This is a genomic window from Sphingomonas sp. ID1715, from assembly GCF_013044515.1.
GTDB lineage: Bacteria > Pseudomonadota > Alphaproteobacteria > Sphingomonadales > Sphingomonadaceae > Sphingomonas_B.
In genome coordinates this window covers 120602-139665 of the sequence record NZ_JABEPR010000006.1, presented here as the reverse complement: position 1 = coordinate 139665, position 19064 = coordinate 120602, and the positions used below count along the sequence as shown (strand labels likewise).

General features: G+C 65.6%; 17 protein-coding genes. 11 read left to right on the top strand and 6 right to left on the bottom strand.

The annotated features are described in order from the left end of the window. Positions 1–66: 66 nt before the first annotated feature. Complete coding sequence (locus HJG53_RS14540) at positions 67–1566, bottom strand: NAD(P)/FAD-dependent oxidoreductase (RefSeq protein ID WP_171131803.1); 1500 nt, start codon at positions 1564–1566, stop codon at positions 67–69. A gap of 139 nt (positions 1567–1705) precedes the next feature. Between HJG53_RS14540 and HJG53_RS14535 the strand changes: the two genes are divergently transcribed. The 7 genes from HJG53_RS14535 (at position 1706) to HJG53_RS14505 (ending at position 8542) form a co-directional block, all read left to right on the top strand. Next, a complete protein-coding gene (locus HJG53_RS14535; RefSeq protein WP_171131801.1) occupies positions 1706–2800 on the top strand; it encodes an MBL fold metallo-hydrolase in 1095 nt (364 codons plus the stop codon). 109 nt (positions 2801–2909) lie between these two features. Further along, the gene (locus HJG53_RS14530; RefSeq protein WP_171131798.1) at positions 2910–3599 is read left to right on the top strand and encodes a phasin family protein; all 690 of its coding nucleotides are present in this window, start codon (positions 2910–2912) and stop codon (positions 3597–3599) included. A gap of 143 nt (positions 3600–3742) precedes the next feature. Further along, positions 3743–4090, top strand: a complete 348-nt coding sequence (clpS, locus tag HJG53_RS14525) for an ATP-dependent Clp protease adapter ClpS (RefSeq protein WP_254447800.1) — start codon at positions 3743–3745, stop codon at positions 4088–4090. 118 nt (positions 4091–4208) lie between these two features. Continuing rightward, positions 4209–5492 (top strand): UDP-N-acetylglucosamine 1-carboxyvinyltransferase, encoded by a 1284-nt coding sequence (gene murA / locus HJG53_RS14520; RefSeq protein WP_171131796.1) that lies wholly within the window; start codon positions 4209–4211, stop codon positions 5490–5492. A 231-nt stretch (positions 5493–5723) separates the two neighbouring features. Next, positions 5724–7142, top strand: a complete 1419-nt coding sequence (locus HJG53_RS14515) for an alkaline phosphatase PhoX (RefSeq protein ID WP_171131794.1) — start codon at positions 5724–5726, stop codon at positions 7140–7142. Between the two features lie 235 nt (positions 7143–7377). Next, entirely contained in the window at positions 7378–8364 is a 987-nt protein-coding gene (locus HJG53_RS14510) for a manganese catalase family protein (protein ID WP_171131792.1), read from the top strand. Continuing rightward, entirely contained in the window at positions 8354–8542 is a 189-nt protein-coding gene (locus tag HJG53_RS14505; RefSeq protein WP_171131790.1) for a hypothetical protein, read from the top strand. The genes HJG53_RS14510 and HJG53_RS14505 overlap by 11 nt, the downstream gene beginning before the upstream one ends. A gap of 81 nt (positions 8543–8623) precedes the next feature. On the opposite strand, the gene HJG53_RS14500 is transcribed toward HJG53_RS14505, so the two are convergent. From HJG53_RS14500 to HJG53_RS14490, 3 genes are all read right to left on the bottom strand, one after another. After that, positions 8624–9880: a DUF445 domain-containing protein gene (locus HJG53_RS14500; protein WP_254447799.1), complete on the bottom strand. Its 1257-nt coding sequence runs from the start codon at positions 9878–9880 to the stop codon at positions 8624–8626. 68 nt (positions 9881–9948) lie between these two features. Beyond that, complete coding sequence (locus HJG53_RS14495; RefSeq protein WP_171131789.1) at positions 9949–13047, bottom strand: efflux RND transporter permease subunit; 3099 nt, start codon at positions 13045–13047, stop codon at positions 9949–9951. A gap of 12 nt (positions 13048–13059) precedes the next feature. Next, positions 13060–14238 carry an efflux RND transporter periplasmic adaptor subunit gene (locus tag HJG53_RS14490; RefSeq protein WP_171131787.1) on the bottom strand — a complete coding sequence of 393 codons (1179 nt, stop codon included), beginning with the start codon at positions 14236–14238 and terminating at the stop codon, positions 13060–13062. Positions 14239–14533: 295 nt separating this feature from the next. Here HJG53_RS14490 and HJG53_RS14485 point away from each other — a divergent pair, with 295 nt between their 5' ends. Then, on the top strand, positions 14534–15244 hold the full coding sequence (locus HJG53_RS14485; RefSeq protein ID WP_171131784.1) for an SIMPL domain-containing protein: 711 nt from the start codon (positions 14534–14536) through the stop codon (positions 15242–15244). Between the two features lie 60 nt (positions 15245–15304). On the opposite strand, the gene HJG53_RS14480 is transcribed toward HJG53_RS14485, so the two are convergent. Beyond that, on the bottom strand, positions 15305–15562 hold the full coding sequence (locus tag HJG53_RS14480) for a GlsB/YeaQ/YmgE family stress response membrane protein (RefSeq protein WP_171131782.1): 258 nt from the start codon (positions 15560–15562) through the stop codon (positions 15305–15307). A gap of 161 nt (positions 15563–15723) precedes the next feature. Between HJG53_RS14480 and HJG53_RS14475 the strand changes: the two genes are divergently transcribed. From HJG53_RS14475 to HJG53_RS14465, 3 genes are all read left to right on the top strand, one after another. After that, positions 15724–16485, top strand: a complete 762-nt coding sequence (locus HJG53_RS14475; RefSeq protein ID WP_171131781.1) for a class II aldolase/adducin family protein — start codon at positions 15724–15726, stop codon at positions 16483–16485. A gap of 4 nt (positions 16486–16489) precedes the next feature. Then, complete coding sequence (locus HJG53_RS14470) at positions 16490–17026, top strand: (2Fe-2S)-binding protein (protein WP_171131779.1); 537 nt, start codon at positions 16490–16492, stop codon at positions 17024–17026. 110 nt (positions 17027–17136) lie between these two features. After that, complete coding sequence (locus HJG53_RS14465; protein WP_217352869.1) at positions 17137–17346, top strand: hypothetical protein; 210 nt, start codon at positions 17137–17139, stop codon at positions 17344–17346. Here the strand turns inward: HJG53_RS14465 and HJG53_RS14460 are convergent. Further along, a complete protein-coding gene (locus HJG53_RS14460; RefSeq protein ID WP_217352868.1) occupies positions 17343–19064 on the bottom strand; it encodes a diguanylate cyclase in 1722 nt (573 codons plus the stop codon). The two genes, HJG53_RS14465 and HJG53_RS14460, sit on opposite strands and share 4 nt — an antisense overlap.

Here is a 19064-nt window from a genome sequence, read left to right as displayed (position 1 = left end):
ACCTAATCAACAGCGCCCTTCGACTACGCGCTGCGCGCTCCGCTCAGGACGAGCGAACGACGGCCCCTACTCCGCAGCTTCCAGCATCGGCTCCGGCGCGCGCACCTTGGCGCCGGCCTTGCGGAAGGTCATCGCGCCATCCTCGACCTTGCCGAATTTCAGGTCGAGCAGGTCCTTGGCGTAATTCTGGTGCACCTTCCACGGCCGCTTCGAGCCCTGTTTCGGCAGATGCGCGAGCGCGCGCTGCACATAGCCGGAGCTGAAGCTCAGCCACGGCTCTTCCTGCACTTCGGGGTCGTTCAGCACCGGCACGGCGATCTGGGTGCCGGTCTTGTCCATGTGGTTGATGAGCCGGCAGACATACATGCAGGTCAGGTCCGCCTTCAGCGTCCAGCTCGCATTGGTATAGCCGAACGACGTGGCGAGGTTCGGCACGCCCGAAAACATCATCGCCTTGTAGGTCATCGTCTGGTTGGGGGCGATCCGCTCGCCATCCACCAGATATTCAACTCCGCTCAGCAGCTGCAGGTTCAGGCCCGTCGCGGTCACGATGATGTCGGCTTCGATCTCCGTGCCGTCCTTCAGCCGGATGCCCGTTTCGGTGAACCGGTCGATATGGCCGGTCACCACGTCGGCCGAGCCGCTCTTGATTGCTTCGAACAGATCGCCGTCCGGGACGAGGCAGAGCCTTTGGTCCCAGACATTATAGCTGGGCGTGAAATGGGCCATGTCATAGCCCTGGGGCAACAGCGCCTTCACGCGGTCCAGCACCCACCGGTTAACGCCCTGCGGATTGGTCCGCGCCTTCTTATAGAAATACATGCCGAACAGCACGTTCTTCCACCGCGTCAGGCCGTAGGCGAGTTTCGACGGCAGCACCTTGCGCAGACCGTTCGCGACTTTGTCCTCGGCGGGCCGTGAGACCATGTAAGTGGGCGAGCGCTGCAGCATGGTCACATGGGCAGCGTCCTTCGCCATCTCCGGCACCAGCGTCACCGCCGTGGCGCCGGACCCGATCACCACGACACGCTTGCCTTTGTAGTCGAGCTGCTCGGGCCAGTGCTGCGGGTGGACGATCTGCCCCTTGAACGCGTCGCGCCCCTCGAACTGCGGCGTGAAGCCCTCATCGTAATTGTAATAGCCGCTGCACATGAAGAGGAAGTTGGCCGAAAAGGTCACCGGCTCCCGCTCAGGCCCGCGTTCCGCCTCGACCGTCCAGCGCGCCGTTTCGCTGTCCCAGGCGGCGCGCTTCACCCGGTGCTGATAGCGGATGTGCCTGTCGATCCCGTAATCGCGCGCCGTCTCGCGCAGATATTTCTTGATCGAGGGACCGTCGGCGATCGCCTTCGCTTCCTTCCAGGGACGGAAGGAAAAGCCGAGCGTGTGCATGTCGGAATCGGAGCGGATGCCGGGATAGCGGAACAGGTCCCAGGTGCCGCCCAGATCGTCGCGCGCTTCGAGGATCGCGTAGCTCTTGCCCGGACAATAGGTCAGCAGGTGATAGCCTGCGTCGATCCCGGAGATTCCGGCGCCCACCACCAGCACGTCAACGGACTCGATCGTCATCTTCTCTCTCCTGACGTTTACGTAAGCCGGAAGCGAGGACAGGTCCAGACGATGCCCGTCGACCGGCATTGGCCAGTCGTCGAGCGGAGATTGCCCCGAGCCGCCCGCCGCAGCAGCTGTGCGGTCAGGGGGACTGACGATGCGTGCCTTGCTCGTGCTGCTGTTCTTGCTCGCCACGCCAGTGCAGGCGGCGAGCTGGCCACCGTTCGATTCGCGTCAATTGGCGCGCGGCATCCATCTGCTGACGATGCCGGACGGCTATGTCGGCGCGGCGATCAGCAACGTCACCGTGATCGAGCAGCGGGACGGCATGGTCGTGATCGACAGCGGCGCCACCGCCGGCCATGGCCGCGCCATCGTCGGTTTCGTCAGGTCGCTCGGTCCCAAGCCGGTCAAGGCGCTGCTGATCACTCACTGGCATAACGACCATCCGCTCGGTGCATCCGAACTGCAGCGGGCCTGGCCACACATGCGGATCATCGCCACCCAGGCGACCCGCCGACATCTCGCCGGCAAGACGCTGAGCCTGGTCGGCCGGCAGCCCGATGAGAAATACGACGTCGCGGTCTGGAACCAGGTCTCCGGCACCCGCGCGCAATTTGCCCAGCGCCGCAACCTGCCGGACACGAGCGACGAGCAGCGCGCCCGCTTCGATCGGGCAACGCGGGAGCTGGAGGATTTCGCCCGCAGCTACCCCGGCACCCACATCGTGGTTCCAACGGAAAGCTTCACTGACCGCCTGACGATTGCGGACCCGGAGCGGCCGGTCGAACTCCGTTTCTTCGGACGCGCCAATACCGATGGCGACGCCCTTGCCTGGTTGCCACGCCAGCGGATTATCCTAACCGGCGACATCGTCGTCGCGCCGCTCCCGTTCGGCTTCTTCAGTTATCCCGGCGAGTGGATCGACGTGCTGGCCAAGGTGAAGGCGCTGGACTTCGCGCTGCTCGTGCCCGGCCATGGCGCTCCCCAGGAGGACTCAGCCTATCTCGACAAGCTGACCGTGGCGCTGAACGACCTGCGCACGCAGATCGGTCCGATGGCACGAGAGGGGCTCACATTGGACGAAGTCCGCAAGCGCTTCGATCCGGCGCGACAAAAGGCGGCATTCGTCACTTCGCCCCGGCTGGAGCGCGCGTTCGAGGCAAATTGGCTGTCGCCGATGATCGTCAACAGCTGGTTGGAAGCGCGCGGGCAAGCCTTTGTGCAGGGCGACCAGAGCCTGTACAAATAAGCGGAACCTCGGCCCGCTTCGGGCATTTTGCTGCACCGCACAATTCGGCTTGAAAATCGGCCACCGCTCCTATATTGTGCACTGCAGCAAACCGGGGAAAGACCTCTCGATGAGCACCAAAGTCGTCAAGACCGGCACCAAGGCGCCGGCCAAGAAGATTGCCCCAGCGGCGACCGCCGAACCGGCGATGACCGCGCCCGCCGCGATTGCCGCAGCGACGGTCGAGGCCGTGGCGGAGCCCATCGTGGCTCAGCCGGTAATCGAACCTGCCATCGCCGAATCCACGCCGACCGTCCAGCCGGTTGCGACCGAAACGAAAGGACCGACCATGACCGACACCGTCAACACCACTGCCGAGCAGACCAAGAACTTCGCTCAGGACGCCCAGGCGCGCGCCACCGCGATGTTCGCTGACGTCAACACCCGCGCCAAGGCGGCGATGGAGCGTTCGACCAAGCTGTTCGAAGAGCTGAACGAGTTCAACAAGGGCAACATCGAAGCGATCGTCGAATCGTCGAAGGTCGCGGCCAAGGTTGCCGAGCAGATGGGCCAGAACGCGGCCGAAACCGCGCGCAAGAACTTCGAGCAGGCGACCGCCGCGCTGAAGAGCTTCGCCGCGGCGAAGACCCCGACCGAGTTCTTCCAGCTGCAGAGCGAGTTCGCGCGTTCGGCCTTCGACCAGCTGATCGCCGAGACCTCGAAGAACAGCGAGACCGCGCTGAAGCTCGCCGGCGACATCTTCCAGCCGATTTCGAACCGCTTCGCGGTCGCGGCCGAGAAGTTCAAGCACGCCGCCTGAGCGGTCCCAATCTGAGGCCGGCATCCCTTCCCGCTGGCTTCGAGCGACGGCCGCCCCGTTTTCGGGGCGGCCGTTTTCGTTTGCACCCTTGCCCGCCGGGCGCGCGTTGCCATATTCTCCGCTTGCGTGACACGGATATCCCAATGACCGAACGACCGACGCTGATGGCAGGCGAAGGCCGCGACGATGATGCCGGCACGGGCGTCGGCGTCGCCACCCGCACGCGCGCCAAGGCCAAGAAGCCGTCGCTCTATAAAGTGCTGATGCTGAACGACGATTACACGCCGATGGAGTTCGTCGTGCTCGTCCTGCAGCGCTTCTTCCGGATGAGCATCGAGGACGCGACGCGTGTCATGCTCCACGTCCATCAGAAGGGCGTCGGCGTGTGCGGCATCTTCTCCTACGAAGTCGCGGAATCGAAGGTCAGCCAGGTGATCGACTTCGCCCGCCAGAACCAGCACCCGCTCCAGTGCACGCTGGAGAAGGCGTGAGCCACGAAGGTGGCGAGCGCCCCGGCGTAGGCCGGGGCCCAGATCGGCCGTGAAGCTGGACCCCGGCCTGCGCCGGGGAACGGCTTGCGTCACGGGAACGACCCGCTAATCCCCCGCCATGGACCGCATCATCATCCGCGGCGGGCGCCCGCTCGAAGGCCGCCTGCCGATCTCCGGCGCCAAGAACTCCGCCCTCACCCTCCTGCCCTGTGCGCTGCTGACCGACGAGCCGCTGACCATCCGCAACCTGCCGCGGCTCGCCGATGTCGACAGCTTCGGCCATCTGCTCAATCAGCTCGGCGTCTCGACCACCATCGAAGGCACCAAGCCGGAGGAATTCGGCCGCGTGATGACGATGCGCGCGACCAGCCTCACCGCGACGATGGCGCCCTATGACATCGTCCGGAAGATGCGCGCCTCAATCCTGGTGCTGGGGCCGATCCTCGCGCGCGCCGGCGAGGCGACCGTGTCGCTGCCGGGCGGCTGTGCGATCGGCAACCGGCCGATCGACCTGCACCTGAAGGCACTCGAGGCGATGGGCGCGCGGCTGGAGATGAGCGCCGGCTATGTGCGCGCGATCGCCCCGGGCGGCCGTTTGCCGGGCGGCACGGTCAAATTCCCGATCGTGTCCGTCGGCGCGACGGAGAACGCCCTGATGGCGGCCGCCACGGCCAGGGGCCGCACGGTGATCGAGAATGCCGCGCGCGAGCCGGAGATCGTCGATCTTTGCCGCTGCCTGCAGCGCATGGGCGCGAAGATCGACGGCGTCGGCACCTCCACCCTCACCATCGACGGCGTGAAGGAACTGCACGGCGCCACCTATGCGGTGATGCCGGACCGGATCGAGGCGGGCAGCTATGCTTGTGCGGTCGGCATCACCGGCGGCCGGCTGGAGCTCGAAGGCGCGCGCGCCGACGAGATGCAGGCGACCATCGCCGGACTGCGCGAAGCGGGCGTCGAGGTCGAGGAGCGCGAGAACGGCCTTCTGGTCAGCGCGACCGGCGAGCTGAAGCCGCTCACTCTGTCCACCGACCCCTATCCTGGCTTCGCCACCGACATGCAGGCCCAGTTCATGGCCATGCTGACGCGTGCCCACGGGTCGAGCGTGCTGACCGAAACGATCTTCGAGAACCGCTACATGCACGTGCCCGAACTGTCGCGCATGGGCGCCGATATCCAGGTCAAGGGCCGCACCGCCGTCGTTCACGGCGTCGAGCAACTGAACGGCGCGCCGGTGATGGCGACCGACCTGCGCGCCTCGATGAGCCTGATCATCGCCGGCCTCGCCGCCAAGGGCGAGACCCAGGTCAACCGCGTCTACCACCTCGACCGCGGTTACGAGCGCTTGGAAGAGAAGCTCTCCGCCGTCGGCGCCGACATCGAACGCGACAGCGACGGGTGATTATCCGCGCAAACACCACCGAGAGATTGCCCGGGCCTACGCAGGCGTATTGAAGCACAAATCCGTCCTGCATTCACCGCCCGGCCGAACTCCTGTCTGATACTGCGTTCATGACAGTGACCGTCATCATGACGTCACCATAGCATCGCTTTGCGCGCCTAGCCGAACCCCTGTCCCTGCTCGTGCGAATCGAGCCGGGCGCCGTCGTTCCGACAAACACAGGGGTTGATCATGAAGCCTTCCCGAATTCACGCACTGCTCCTTGGCGGCCTCGTCCTTGCTGCCGTTCCTGCAGGGTCGCAGGCGGCGATCGTGTTCACGCCGCTGAGCTCCAGCGCCACGCTCGGCTCGCGCCCGGCGGATCAGCCCTTCGTCCTGGCCAACGGCTGGACCCAGCGTACCTTGTTCACGAATCAGGAGAACGGCCTGTGGCGCGCCGGAGCGGGCCGCAATGGCAACTCCAACTTCGACATGATCGTCCAGAACGAGACCGGGCCGAATGCCGGCCGCTACCTGTTCACGGTCAATGAATCGGCGGGCGGTGGCCTGGTTCGCTACGACCGCGTCACCGACACGCCGGTGCAACTGCTCGAGGGCGCTCTCAACGGCACCAGCTATCGCTCGCTTGATCCCATTCGCTGGACGCCCTGGGGCACGGTGGTGATCGGCGAGGAAGTCGCCAATGGCCGACTGATCGAAATCACGAACCCCCTCGCCGCTCCCGGTTCGATCGTCGCCATAGACCGGCCGAAGATCGGTCGTTCGTCGCTCGAAGGCGTCGCCTGGGATGCCAAGGGCAACCTCTATTATCAGGATGAGGACAATAACGGCGGCATCTACAAGTTCGTGCCGAACAACAAGGCCGCCGACTATAATCCAGACGATCCGAACACGAGTCCGCTGGCGGGCACCGGCCAGATCTTCACCTTGCGCATCAACGCCGCGAATGCGGAGCAGCGCGAAGGCGTCGCCGAATGGGTGCCGCTCAACAATCCGGATGGCACGCCGATCCCCGGCATCACCGATCCCACCGTCAACGCGCGCCAGGCCGGCGATCAGGTGAACGCGACCAACTACCGCCGTCCCGAAGACATGCATCTCGTCAACAAGGATGGCGTGGAATATCTGGTCGTTGCGGCTACCACGGCCGACGCCGGCTCCAGCCCCGGGCGCCATCACGTCTATTCGATCGATTTGTCCAACCCCGATGCGCCGCAGGTTCGCTCCTTCGTCGACGACCGCGTGACGATCGACCAGGCGACCGGACTGACCCTCGACGCTTCGAGCGACACCTTCATCAATCCGGACAATATCGCGATCGACGCGTTCGGCGATGTCTGGATCGTCGAGGACAATGAGCCGGGTGACATCTGGAAGGCAACCTGGGGCGCCAATGGCGTCGCGGCGTCGCTGGCGCGGTTCGCCAGCCTGTCATCGCTGGGCGCGGAGCCGACCGGGCTCTATTTCGACATCACCAATCCCTTCAGGGCGTTCGTCAATGTCCAGCATCCCAGCGACGGCATCGACCGAATGGTCGAGTTCAGCCTCGCGTCGGTTCCGGAACCGGCAACCTGGGCCATGATGATCGGCGGCCTGGGGCTCATGGGTGCGGCCGTCCGCCGCCGCTCCACGCAAGTCACTTTCGGCTAACGAACCGGCACAGACGCAACGCCGCCGGCCTGGCCGGCGGCGTTGCGCTTCGACCGAGGCTGGTTGAGGGCCAGACCTCCATCGCTTGGATGAGCAGGCCGTCAACTGCGGCACTTGTCTGCGCATCCAAGCACTTGCACCTGAAGTATTTTCTGCGGGCCGTGCCCGTAACGGTCGGAACGCTGCTCGTGCCGGCGCGCTGACTCGCTGTCCTATCCAGCGAGGAACGACCCCGATGTTTATGCACAACAAGCGGCTGCAATATACCGTCCGCGTGTCCGAGCCGAACCCGAAGCTCGCCTGCATGCTGCTCGAACAGTTCGGCGGCGCCGAAGGCGAGTTGGCGGCGGCGATGCGCTACTTCACACAAGGCCTCGCCGAGGAAGATCCGGGCCGCAAGGACATGTTGCTCGATATCGCGACCGAGGAGCTCAGCCACCTGGAGGTGATTGGATCGATCATCGCCATGCTCAACAAGGGCGTGCGGGCGCAGCTCACCGAGGCCCAACTCGCCGAGACCGAGCTCTACCAGATGGTCGGCACCTCCAGCACCAGCGTGAAGGAATCGGTCCTGTTCGGCGGCGGCCCCGGCCTGATCGACTCGGCCGGCGTGCCATGGAGCGCCAATTATATCGACAGTCGGGGCGAGCCGACCGTGGACCTCCGCTCGAACATCGCGGCCGAGAGCCGCGCCAAGATCGTCTACGAGCGACTGATCGCCGTCACCGACGATCCCGGCATCAAGGAAGCGCTCGGCTTTCTGATGACGCGTGAGATCGCGCACCAGAAGTCGTTCGAAAAGGCGCTGTTCGCGATCGAGGACAATTTCCCGCCGGGCAAGCTGCCGGGCGTCGATCCCTATACCGACATGTATGTGAACGCCTCCCAAGGCGAGGGCGACATGCAGGGTTCCTGGAACAGCGGCGAGCAATGGAACCGGGTCGACGATCTCAACGAAGTGCTGCCAGCCGATCCCGGCGGCGACGGCACTGCGAGCGTACAGCTCGGACCCGTTGACACGGCTGCCATGGGCAAGATGATGGCGCGGCTGAAGTCCGATCCTGCCAAGAACCCCGTCACCGGCGCCGATCTGGGTGCCGGTCCCGGAGCCGGAAAGACGACCAATGGCGACATGGGAGCATCCAGCACCATCCACACCGCCACCCGCGACGCCGAGGTCGCTGCGGCCCACCAGATGAAGGAGCGAGCCGATGCGGAATGAGCCACTCGCCATTGGCGGCCTGCTGCTGCTGGGCGCAGCGGCGGCGATTGGCGGCCCCAAGGCGCTCAACAAGGTTCGTCTGGCCGCTCACCGCGCGACCGGCACGACCTTCCGGAGCGGCATTTCCCGGCCCGGCGTTCGCGCGACGGCCTACCCCGCGCGCGGCATTCCGGCCTAGCCTCTGACGTTGAAGGGGCGGCTGCTGTGCCGCTCCTTCAAGCTCTCGAGGGGTCCTCGAGCATCCCGCGAGGCGATCTCGTCAGAGCCACACCTCGACGGCATGGATCAGCAGGCCAACCAGGCCGCCGACGATCGTGCCGTTCACGCGGATATATTGCAGGTCGCGGCCGACCGCATCTTCCAGCCGGCGGGTAATGGTGCGCGTGTCCCAGCTGCGCACCGTCTCGCTGACCAGCTTGACGATGCTTTCCCCATAGCGTGCGGAAAAGCCGACCGCCGAGCGGCGCGCGAAGCGGTTGATGGTGACGCGCAGCCGCTCGTCATTCTGCAGCGTCTCGCCAAGCTGACGCAACGTCTCCCCGAATTTGCCGCCGAGCGCGCCACGCGGATTGCGGGCGGCACGGAGCAGCGCGGCGCGGCCTTGTTCCCACAGTCCGTCCAGCCAGCGCCGCATCGCATCGTTATCGAGCAGTTCGTCGCGCCAGTCGGCGACCCGTGCCTGCATGACCGGATCAAACTGCAGGTCCTCCGCCAACCGGGCAAGCGCATCCTCCGCCTTCAGCCGCACCGGGTGGCCCGGATCGACCGACAGGTCGTCGAGCAGGCGCAGCAACCCGTCCATGATCTTATCCGCGAGCGTTTCGTCGAGCCCGGTCCAACGCAGGATCGACCCGGCGCGATCGTGTACCATCTGCCGGATCAGATGTTCATTGCCTTCGAGCGTCCGTGCGGCCCAGCGAATCATGCCCTCCAGCAGCGGAATATGGCGATCCTTGGCGATTGCCGCCTGCAGCGCCTGGCCAAGCATCGGCGCCGCGTCGAGAGCGCGCAGGCGGCCGTCGATCAGCCCCTTGACCATGCCGCCGAGCCGCTCCTGATCGAGCGCTTCCATCACATCGGCGACGATGCGTGCCGCGGCCTCGCGCGTCCGCCCCTCAGCTTCGGTCGGATTGGCGAGGAAGCGCCCGGCCGTGCCCGCCAGGTCGACCCGCCGCATCCGTCGCGCGACCACGCCCGGGATCAGGAAATTGTCCTTCAGGAATGCGGCGAGCGTGTCGCCGATCCGGTCCTTGTTCCGCGGGATGATCGCGGTGTGAGGGATCGGCAGGCCGAGCGGGTGGCGGAACAAGGCCGTGACCGCGAACCAGTCCGCAAGCCCGCCGACCATCGCCGCCTCGGCAAAGGCACGGACGAACCCCCAAGCGGGATTATGTTGCTCGAGCGCGCGCGCGACGAAGAACAAAGCTGCCATCGCCACCAGCATGCCGGTGGCGACGATCCGCATGCGGCGCGCGCCATGGCCGTTGCGGATCGTCAGGGCAGGCACGCCGGTCATCGGCTAACCAAAGCGCGGCGCGCGCCAAGGTTCAACTCCCCATGCGCGGAAGGAGGCGCGGCCGTCGCCTACTCCGCGGGCTGCGGCGTCGGGCTCTGCTTATCGTCGCCAGGCTTGAAGGTCAGCATGCGCGACAGCTTGGGCGCGAGCCACTTTTCGAAGCTGTCGGCCAGGCTGAATGCCGCCGGCACGATCACCAGGGTCAGGAGCGTCGACAGGATCAGGCCGCCGATCACGGTGATGCCCATTGGCTGGCGCCACGCGCCGTCGCCGGACAGCGAGAGCGCGGTCGGGATCATGCCCGCGACCATCGCGACCGTGGTCATCACGATCGGCTGCGCCCGCTTGTGACCCGCGTCGATGATCGCTTCGAATTTGGGCACGCCCTTGGACATTTCCTCGATGGCGAAGTCGATCAGCAGAATCGAGTTCTTGGCGACAATGCCGAGCAGCATCAGCAGCCCGATGAACACCGGCATCGAGATCGGCATGCCGACCAGATGCAGGGCCAGTGCGCCGCCCAGCGGAGCCAGGATCAGCGATCCCATGTTCACGAAGGGCGGCATGACCCGCTTGTAGAGCAGCACCAGCACCGCGAACACGAGCAACACGCCGGAGACCACCGCGATCGCGAAACTGGTCAGCATTTCCGCCTGGAACTTGCTGTCGCCGGCCTGGATCTTCTGCACGCCGTCGATCTTGCCGTCGAGGATCGCCTTCATTGTCGGCAGGGCGTTCAGCTTCTTCATCGCGTCGCTGGTGACGACGCCGGGTGCCAGATCGGCGCCGACGACGACGCGCCGGATCTGGTTGTAGCGGCGGATGGTCGTCGGACCGGCGCCGAACTTCACGTCGGCGACCACTTTCAGCGGCACCGAACCGCCGCTGGTCGTCGGCACCGGCAGGTTCTCGATCGTCGACAGGTCACGCCGCGCATTCTCGTTGATCGACACGCGGATCGGGATCTGGCGATCGGACAGCGAGAATTTCGCGCTGTTCTGGTCGATATCGCCCAGCGTCGCGATGCGGATCGTCTGGCTCAGCGCCTGGGTGGTCACGCCCATGCTGGCCGCCAGGTTCATGTGCGGCGTGATGATGATTTCCGGCCGCTTCAGGTCGCCCGCCATGCGCGCACCACGCAGTTCCGACAGCGTGTTCATCTCGCTGACCAGCTTGTTGGCGGTCGCCTCGAGCTTGGGCGGATCGTCGCTGCCCAGCATGATGATGATGTCGCGGCCGAAGCCGCCGCCCGATTGCGACTGGAAGTTCACCCGCGCGTCGGCGATCTGCTGGAACTTGGCCGCCGTCTTGCGCTCCCAGTCGACGCTCGAGATCGGACGATCCTTCCTGAGCGTCAGGTAGATATTGGCCTGGGTCGGGTTGATGTCGCCGAACGCGGCATCCACCTGGGCCGTATCGGCGGCGAGCATGGACGCGACCTGCAGCGTGACCCGCTTGGTCTGCTCCAGCGTGCTGCCCGGCACCATTTCGATCTGCACCTGGCTGTAATCCTGGTCGATCGTCGGCTGGAAGGTCATCGGCAGGGTCGCGAAGGCGATGATCGTCGCCACGAAAGCGCCGCCGCCGCCGATCAGCACGGTCTTCCAACGGTGCCGGACGCTCCACGTCAGCACCTTCATATACCAGTCGATCCACTTGCCCTCGCCATGGCTCTGCTGGCCATGCGCCTTGAGGAAATAGGCGGCGATCATCGGCGTGATCAGACGCGCGACGGCGAGACTGAGCAGCACGGCCACGACGACCGTCATGCCGAACTGCTTGAAGAACTGGCCTGATATGCCGGGCATCAGGCCGACCGGCAGGAACACCGCGACGATCGACATGGTGGTGGCGAGCACGGCCAGGCCGATCTCGTCCGCCGCGTCGATCGAAGCCTGATAGGCCGATTTGCCCATCCGCATGTGCCGGACGATATTTTCGATCTCCACGATCGCGTCGTCGACCAGCACGCCGGCGACCAGGCTCAGCGCAAGCAGGGTCAGGAAATTGAGCGTGAAGCCCATCATGTCCATGAACCAGAAGGTGGGGATGGCCGACAGCGGAATGGCCAGCGCCGAGATGATCGTCGCACGCCAGTCGCGCAGGAACAGGAACACGATCACCACCGCCAGCACCGCGCCCTCGATCATCGTGTCGATGGAGCTGTGATACTGGCTTTTGGCGTATTCGACGCTCGTATAGAGCTGCTTGAACTTGACGTTCGGATATTGCTTCTGAAGCTTGTCGATAACCTTCAGGGCGTCGTCATAGACGGACACGTCGGAGGCGCCCTTGGCCCGCTGCATCGAAAAGCTCGTCACCTCCTTGCCGTTCATAACGGAGAGGTTGCGCTGTTCGGCATACATGTCGCGCACGTCGGCGACGTCGGCGAGCTTGATCATGCGGCCGTTGCCGACCGATATCTGGGTCTCGCCGAGCTGATAGGCGCTGCCGGCATTGCCGAGCACCCGCACCGACTGTTCGGCGCCGGCGATCTCCGCGCGGCCGCCTGCGGCATTGAGGTTGATCTGGCGCAGCGCCTGGTTGACCTGCACCGCGGTCAATCCCTGCGCCTGCAGCTTCGCGGGATCGAGGATGACGCGGATTTCGCGGCTGACACCGCCCCCGCGCTGCACCTTCGCCATGCCGGACACGGCGAGCAGCTGCTTGGCGACAGTATTGTCGACGAACCAGCTCAGCTGCTCGAGCGTCATGTCGGTCGATTCGACGCTGAAATAGGCGAGCGGCCCGCCGTCATTCGTCTCCATCCGCGTGACCTGCGGTTCCAGGATGCCATCCGGCAGGTCGCTGCGGATCTGGTCGACGGCATTGCGCACATCGTTAAGCGCGCGGTCGACCGGGGTGCCGATGTTGAACTGCACGATGGTGAAGCTCGTGCCTTCATCCGCGCGCGACGAGATGTCCTCGACGCCGCTGATGCTCCGCACCGCGGCCTCGATCCGCTGCGTGACCTGGGTCTCGAGCTCCGTCGGCGCCGCGCCCGGCTGGGTCACCGTGACCGTCACCGCCGGGAAGGACACGTCCGGAAAGTTGTTCACGTCCAACCGCATGAAGCTGATGATGCCCGCCAGCGTCAGCGCGATGAACAGCACGATCGGCGACACCGGGTTGCGGATCGCCCAGGCCGAGATGTTGCGGAAGCTCATGGAACCCGTCCCTTAGCGGCGCGCGGCGGCGCGCGTGGGTCGCACCGTCTCACCGGGGTTGAGGAATGCGCCGGCCGACAGCACGACCTGCTCGTTTCCGCTCAGCCCCGCCAGGATGGTGACGCCCGCGTCGGTGACCTGACCGGTCTTGACCTCGCGCCGCTGCACCTTGTTGTCGGGGCCGACCACATAGACATAATGGCTGGTATCGCTGCTCATCACCGCAGATTCCGGCAGCAGCGGCGCGTCCATCCGGCCGGTGACGATCTCCGCCTGCGCGAAGCCGCCGGGCCGCAGCGCCGGATCATAGGTCAGCGCGACCCGGGCGATGCCCTGGCGCGACTGAGGATCGATCACCGGCGCGACCTGCCAGACCTCGCCGGAGAAGCTGCGGGTCGATCCGACAGGCGTGACCGTCGCACGCGAACCCACGCCGACCGTCGCCAGATCGGCTTCGGACAGCTGGGCACGCAGCTCCATCTGGCCGCCCATCGCGATGCGGAACAAGGTGCCGCTGGCGCCGCCGATCACCTGGCCGGGCTCGACCGCACGGGTCAGCACCAGGCCGGCGGCCGGCGCGCGAATGTCCAACCGCGCGTTGCGGTTGAGTGATTCGCGATATTGCGCCTCGGCAACGCGCACCTGGGCGAGCGTCTGGTCGCGGGTGGCGATCCGCCGGTCGACGTCGGCCTTGGAGATGAAGCCGCGCGACACGAGCTGCTGGGCGCGGGCGAGTTCCTGTTCGGCCAGGCGGGCATTGGCGCGCGCCACGCCGATCTGCGCCTGGAGCGAGGCCGCCTGCTGCGCCTGCACCGAACGCTCAACCACCGCCAGCACCTGGCCGGCGCCGACCCAGGCGCCCGGCTCGACCAGCACGCGCGTGACCATGCCGCCTTCGCCGACCACGCCGACCGGCATTTCCCGGCGCGCCGCCAGCGTGCCGGTCGCGGATACGGTGCGCGCCACCGGCTGGCGGCCCGGCACCACGACGGTCACGCTCGGCGCCGGCGCCTTGTTCTGCTCGGCACCTGCCGCGGGCTTGTCGCCGCCGCGGAACATGAAGAAGGCGATCGCGATGGCCGCCACCAGCACCAGCGCGCCGATGATCAGCGCACGGCGCCGCCCCGCATTGCCGTCGCTTTCGACGGGATAACCGGCTGCGTCGGTCCGGATGCTGGTTTCATAGTTCATGTTCACGTGCCTTCCGCCCCGACGATTTCGAGTTATCGGAGCTGTGTTACATCAATAAGTCACCCACCTCAAGGGTGGAAACGGCGGAATCATGCTCGCTTTCGGGCCTGCGCCCGGGGACCGCCTTGGACGCGCTTTCCGTGCGAGCATTTAGTGGAGACTGGCCGAGGTGGGAAGGGACCTGTTCGTCTGGACCCTTGCCGACGCGACCATTGGACCCGCGCCCGAATCCGTTAAGCCCCCAGCCAGCGGCGGTGCACGAGAACGGCTCCGCAACAATCAGCGGAGGCAAGAGATGAAGAAACAATTCGGGCTGGGACTGGCGCTCGCCGCCGCACCCGTCGCGGCGCAGACCCAGGCGCTGCCGGTGCAGCCGATCAGCGGAACGGTGCTCGACGTGACCGCACAGGGCGAGACCCGGCGCACGCCCGATGTGGCGACGATCAGCGCCGGGGTCGTCACCCAGGCGGCAGATGCCGCATCAGCGATGCGCGACAATGCCGCGCGGATGGATCGCGTCATCGCCGCGCTGAAAAAGGCGGGAGTTGCCGATCGGGATGTCCGCACCGCGAACATCTCGCTGTCGCCGCAATATCGCTATGCCAATAACGAGCCGCCGGTGATTACCGGTTATCAGGCGTCGAACACCGTAACCGTGCGGTTTCGCGACATTGCGCGCTCCGGGACCATCCTCGACACGCTGGTCGCGACCGGCGCCAACCAGATCAACGGACCGGACCTGATGCTCGACCAACCGGCGACGGCGCTCGACGAAGCGCGGCTGGATGCCATGGCCAAGGCGCGCGCGCGCGCGGAGCTCTACGCCAAGGCGGCAGGGCTCAGGATCAAGCGGATCCTCTCGATCAGCGAGGCTTCGTTCGACATGCCCCGCCCGATGCCAGTCATGATGCGCATGGACGTGGCCGAGGCGGCGCCCGCCTCCAAGATTCTGCCGGGCGAACAGGCGCTGCAGGTCAGCGTCTCGGTCCGCTTCGAACTCGAATAGGCACAAAAAAGGGCCGGGCGCTGCCGCCCGGCCCATTCTTCGTGCGTGACGAACCTGTGCTTAGCGCACGCTGCCGCGACGGAACAGGTTCACGATCGCAAGCAGAACCACCGCACCCAGCAGCGAGACCAGGAACGAGTAAAGATTCAGCCCGTTGTTGTTGATGCTGCCGCCCGAAAAGATCAGGCCGCCGATGAACGCGCCGACAATACCGACGATGATGTTGAGCAGGATACCCTGCTGCGCGTCAGTCCGCATGATGATGCTGGCAAGCCAACCGATGACGCCGCCGACGATCAGCCAAACAATAAGTCCCATCCTAACCTCCTGTTCGAACCTGCTACCCTTAGTCCTGATCTTTGGTGTAGAACCGTGGCACTAGACGCACAGAGGGCCGCAACGGTTCCGCAACGTTATTTGCAGAGCGTTGCGATGGCTGATCGGCCATGCGATACAAGCAGGCTTAGGAGGAGGATCGGATGGCAACCGCGGTGCTGCGCAATTCCACGATGAGCGAGGCCGAATGGGCGGCGCGGCAGGAGCTGGCGGCCTGCTACCGCGTCTTTGCGATGCTCGGTTGGGATGAGTCCATATACAACCACATCACCGTCAAGGTGCCGGACGAGCCGGACGCGTTCCTGATCAATCCCTTCGGTCTGCACTTCAGCGAAGTGAAGGCATCGAACCTCGTCAAGATCGACATCGACGGCAACAAGCTCGACGACAACCCCTATCCGGTGAACCTGGCCGGCTTCGTCCAGCACAGCCTGTTCCACCGCCATCTGCCCGACGCGCACGCGATCGCCCACACCCACACGACCGCCGGCATGGCGGTCAGTTCGCTGGAAGGCGGACTGCAGCCGACGAACTTCTACGCCGCCAACTGGGTCGGCCAGATCGCCTATCACGACTTCGAGGGCGTGACGGTCCGCGCGGAAGAAGGCGAACGGCTGCTCGAGCATCTCGGCGACAAGCGCGTCATGCTACTGCGCAACCACGGCATCCTCGTCATGGGCCGCACGATCCCTGAAGCCTTCGTCAAGCACTGGTCGCTGCAGCGTGCCTGCGAGATTCAGCTGGCGACCCATTCGATGGGCAAGCCGCTCACCATCCCGCCCGAAGTGATCGCCATTCACCAGCGCGACATTTCCAAGGCCTCTGCCCCCGGCGGGCCCGGCAAGGCGGACTTCGACGCCATGGTGCGTCGCGTCGACAAGATCGACCCGAGCTGGCGCGACTGACCGCTTGACCCGGTTCACCGTCAACAACCAGCCGGTCGAGTATCTGCTCGATCCGGAAACGCCGCTGCTATGGGCGCTGCGCGACGCGTCCAATCTGACCGGTACCAAATATGGCTGCGGCACCGGCGAGTGCGGCGCTTGCACCGTCGACATCGACGGCGCCGCGGTGGCGAGCTGCCGCATCTCGATCGCTGCCTGCGAGGGCCGCTTCGTTACGACCATCGAGGGCCTGTCGCGCGACCGCAGCCATCCGGTGCAACAGGCCTTTGCGGCGTTGAACGTCTCGCAGTGCGGCTATTGCATCCCCGGCATGATCATGGCCGCGTCGGTATTGCTGAAGCGCGTCCCGGCGCCCACCGACGCGGACATGGACGCCGCCATCACCAACATCTGCCGCTGCGGCATCTATCCGCGGCTGCGAGAGGCGATCCAACGCGCGGGCCGGGCGGCGAGGGGCGAGCCCATCGGTGCCTTGCCAGTGCCGGGCACCGACCCGGGAGAAGCGGCGCGGCATGTACCGGCATTAAGACCCGGACAATAATGAACGGCCGTTAATCGAACACGTTCAAAGATTTACGTCAGATAACCAAGTCATTCGAAACGTGTTCAGCGCAGGAGTCGCATAGCGCCCCCAACTCAGACTTGGGGTCGATGATGATTCATTTCGAAAAGCGTACCCGCCACGGTGCACGTTGGGATGAAACGGCAGACGAGGAGCTGCGCCGTCGCTTTGCGGAAGGCCAACTGCTGCCGGAGGTCGCTCGCGCCATGAACCGGTCGCAGGAGGCGGTCCGCACCCGCGCCAATGTCCTGCATATCCCGGTGCGGTCGACCGCACGCCGCAATGGTGACGCCGCCTAGGCGGCAGCCGCGTAGACGAGCGGCCCGTCGGCAAGCATGACCTTGTTGCGGCCCTCGTTCTTCGCCCGATACAGTGCGCAATCCGCGTCGTGCAGCAGCGTCTCGACGGCGGCGCTGTCCCCCGCCGCCACGCCGATACTCACCGTGACCGGCGGCAGGCTGGTTTCCTCTTCGAAGGTCTGGCCGATGCCGATCCGGATTCGTTCGGCGATGGTGGATGCGCGATTGAGATCGTAGCCGCGGAGCGCAACGACGAATTCCTCGCCGCCATGGCGGCCGACCACGGCGCCCGATCCGGCGACTCGCGCGACATGAAGCGCGACGTGGCGCAAGATCGCGTCGCCCTTGGCATGGCCATGCTGGTCGTTGACCCGCTTGAAATGATCGATGTCGATCAGCAGCAGCGCCATCGGGTACGGCTCGGGATGGGCGATTGCCGCCCGCTCCAGCGCCTCACCGAAGCCGCGGCGATTGGCGAGCCCGGTCAGCGCGTCAGTGTGCGCCTGCCGCTCCAGCATTGAATGGCGCTCTGCCGCGCGCTCATGGTCGATGCGCAGCGCACGGATGCGGCCGGCGACCGGCAGCGACAGGATCAGGCACTCCATCGTCGCGGCGAACATCATCAGGCCGTCGGGCAAGACGCCGTTGCCGATCAGCCCCATGGTACGAGCCGGGTACATGAGCGACACAGAGATCGGCAGGCTCCAGCCGAGCACCAGGGCGCTTGCCATTGGTTCGCGTCGCGCCAGCGCGTTCAGGATGATGCCGGTGGTCAACAGGATCGAGTGCATCGCGACCAGATTGGCGACGATGAACACGGCATAGTCGATCGAAGGGGGCGCAATCACGAGAGCGACGGCAGCCGTCGCGGAAGCGCAGGCGGCACCCATTGCCCAGCGGCGGAGCCAGCGCGGCGTTACCGGACCGAGGAATTCGATGACGAAGGCGATACCGGTCGCCGTCGCCGCTGCCATGGTGAAGCTGACGATGTCGGAGATGGCGCCGCTGCCGAGCTGGGGAGCGACGAGATGGATCAGCCCGGAATAGGCCAGGCCATAGCCGAGCAGCAGGCCGACATGAATGCAATAGATCAGCTGGAAACGCCGCCGCATCGCGAAGAACAGGCTCATGTGGAACAGGATCGTCAGCGCGAGCATGCCGACGCCGATGCCGTAAAGCGCGGTCTGGTCGCGCTCGATCGGCGCGAACACCTTGGCGCGGGCGAGGCGCGGCGGCCGCACGAAGGTGACGCCCTGCGCGTCCTGCAGGCGTACGACCAGCCGTTCGACGTCACGCTCGGGCGTGAACAGGATCGACTGATAATTGCCCGCCGTCCATTCGCGATCGGGCGCGTTCGGATCATAATGGTGATGCTGAACCGTGCCGCCGCGCTGCACGACAAAGAGATCGACGGCGCTGGATCGATGATTGTCGAGCGTCAGCCGCCAGGTCCTGGTGGGGAGCAGATAGACGCCGAACCGGTCATAGCTGAGCCAAGTGGTGCCGACATGGTGATAAGAGGTCGGCTGCGAACAGCGTTTGAGTGCGGGCAGTATTTGGGCAAGCGACGCGGCATTGTCGCTTGCGACTCGGCAGCTTTCGGTGAGTCTGACGGGGGATTGGGCCACAGCCGCCGTAGCGCCGCCAAGCAGGGCGGCCGCCCACAAGGCCAAGCCGATCGCCAGCCAGCCGAACCTTGGAAGTCGCGCCCCACTCAC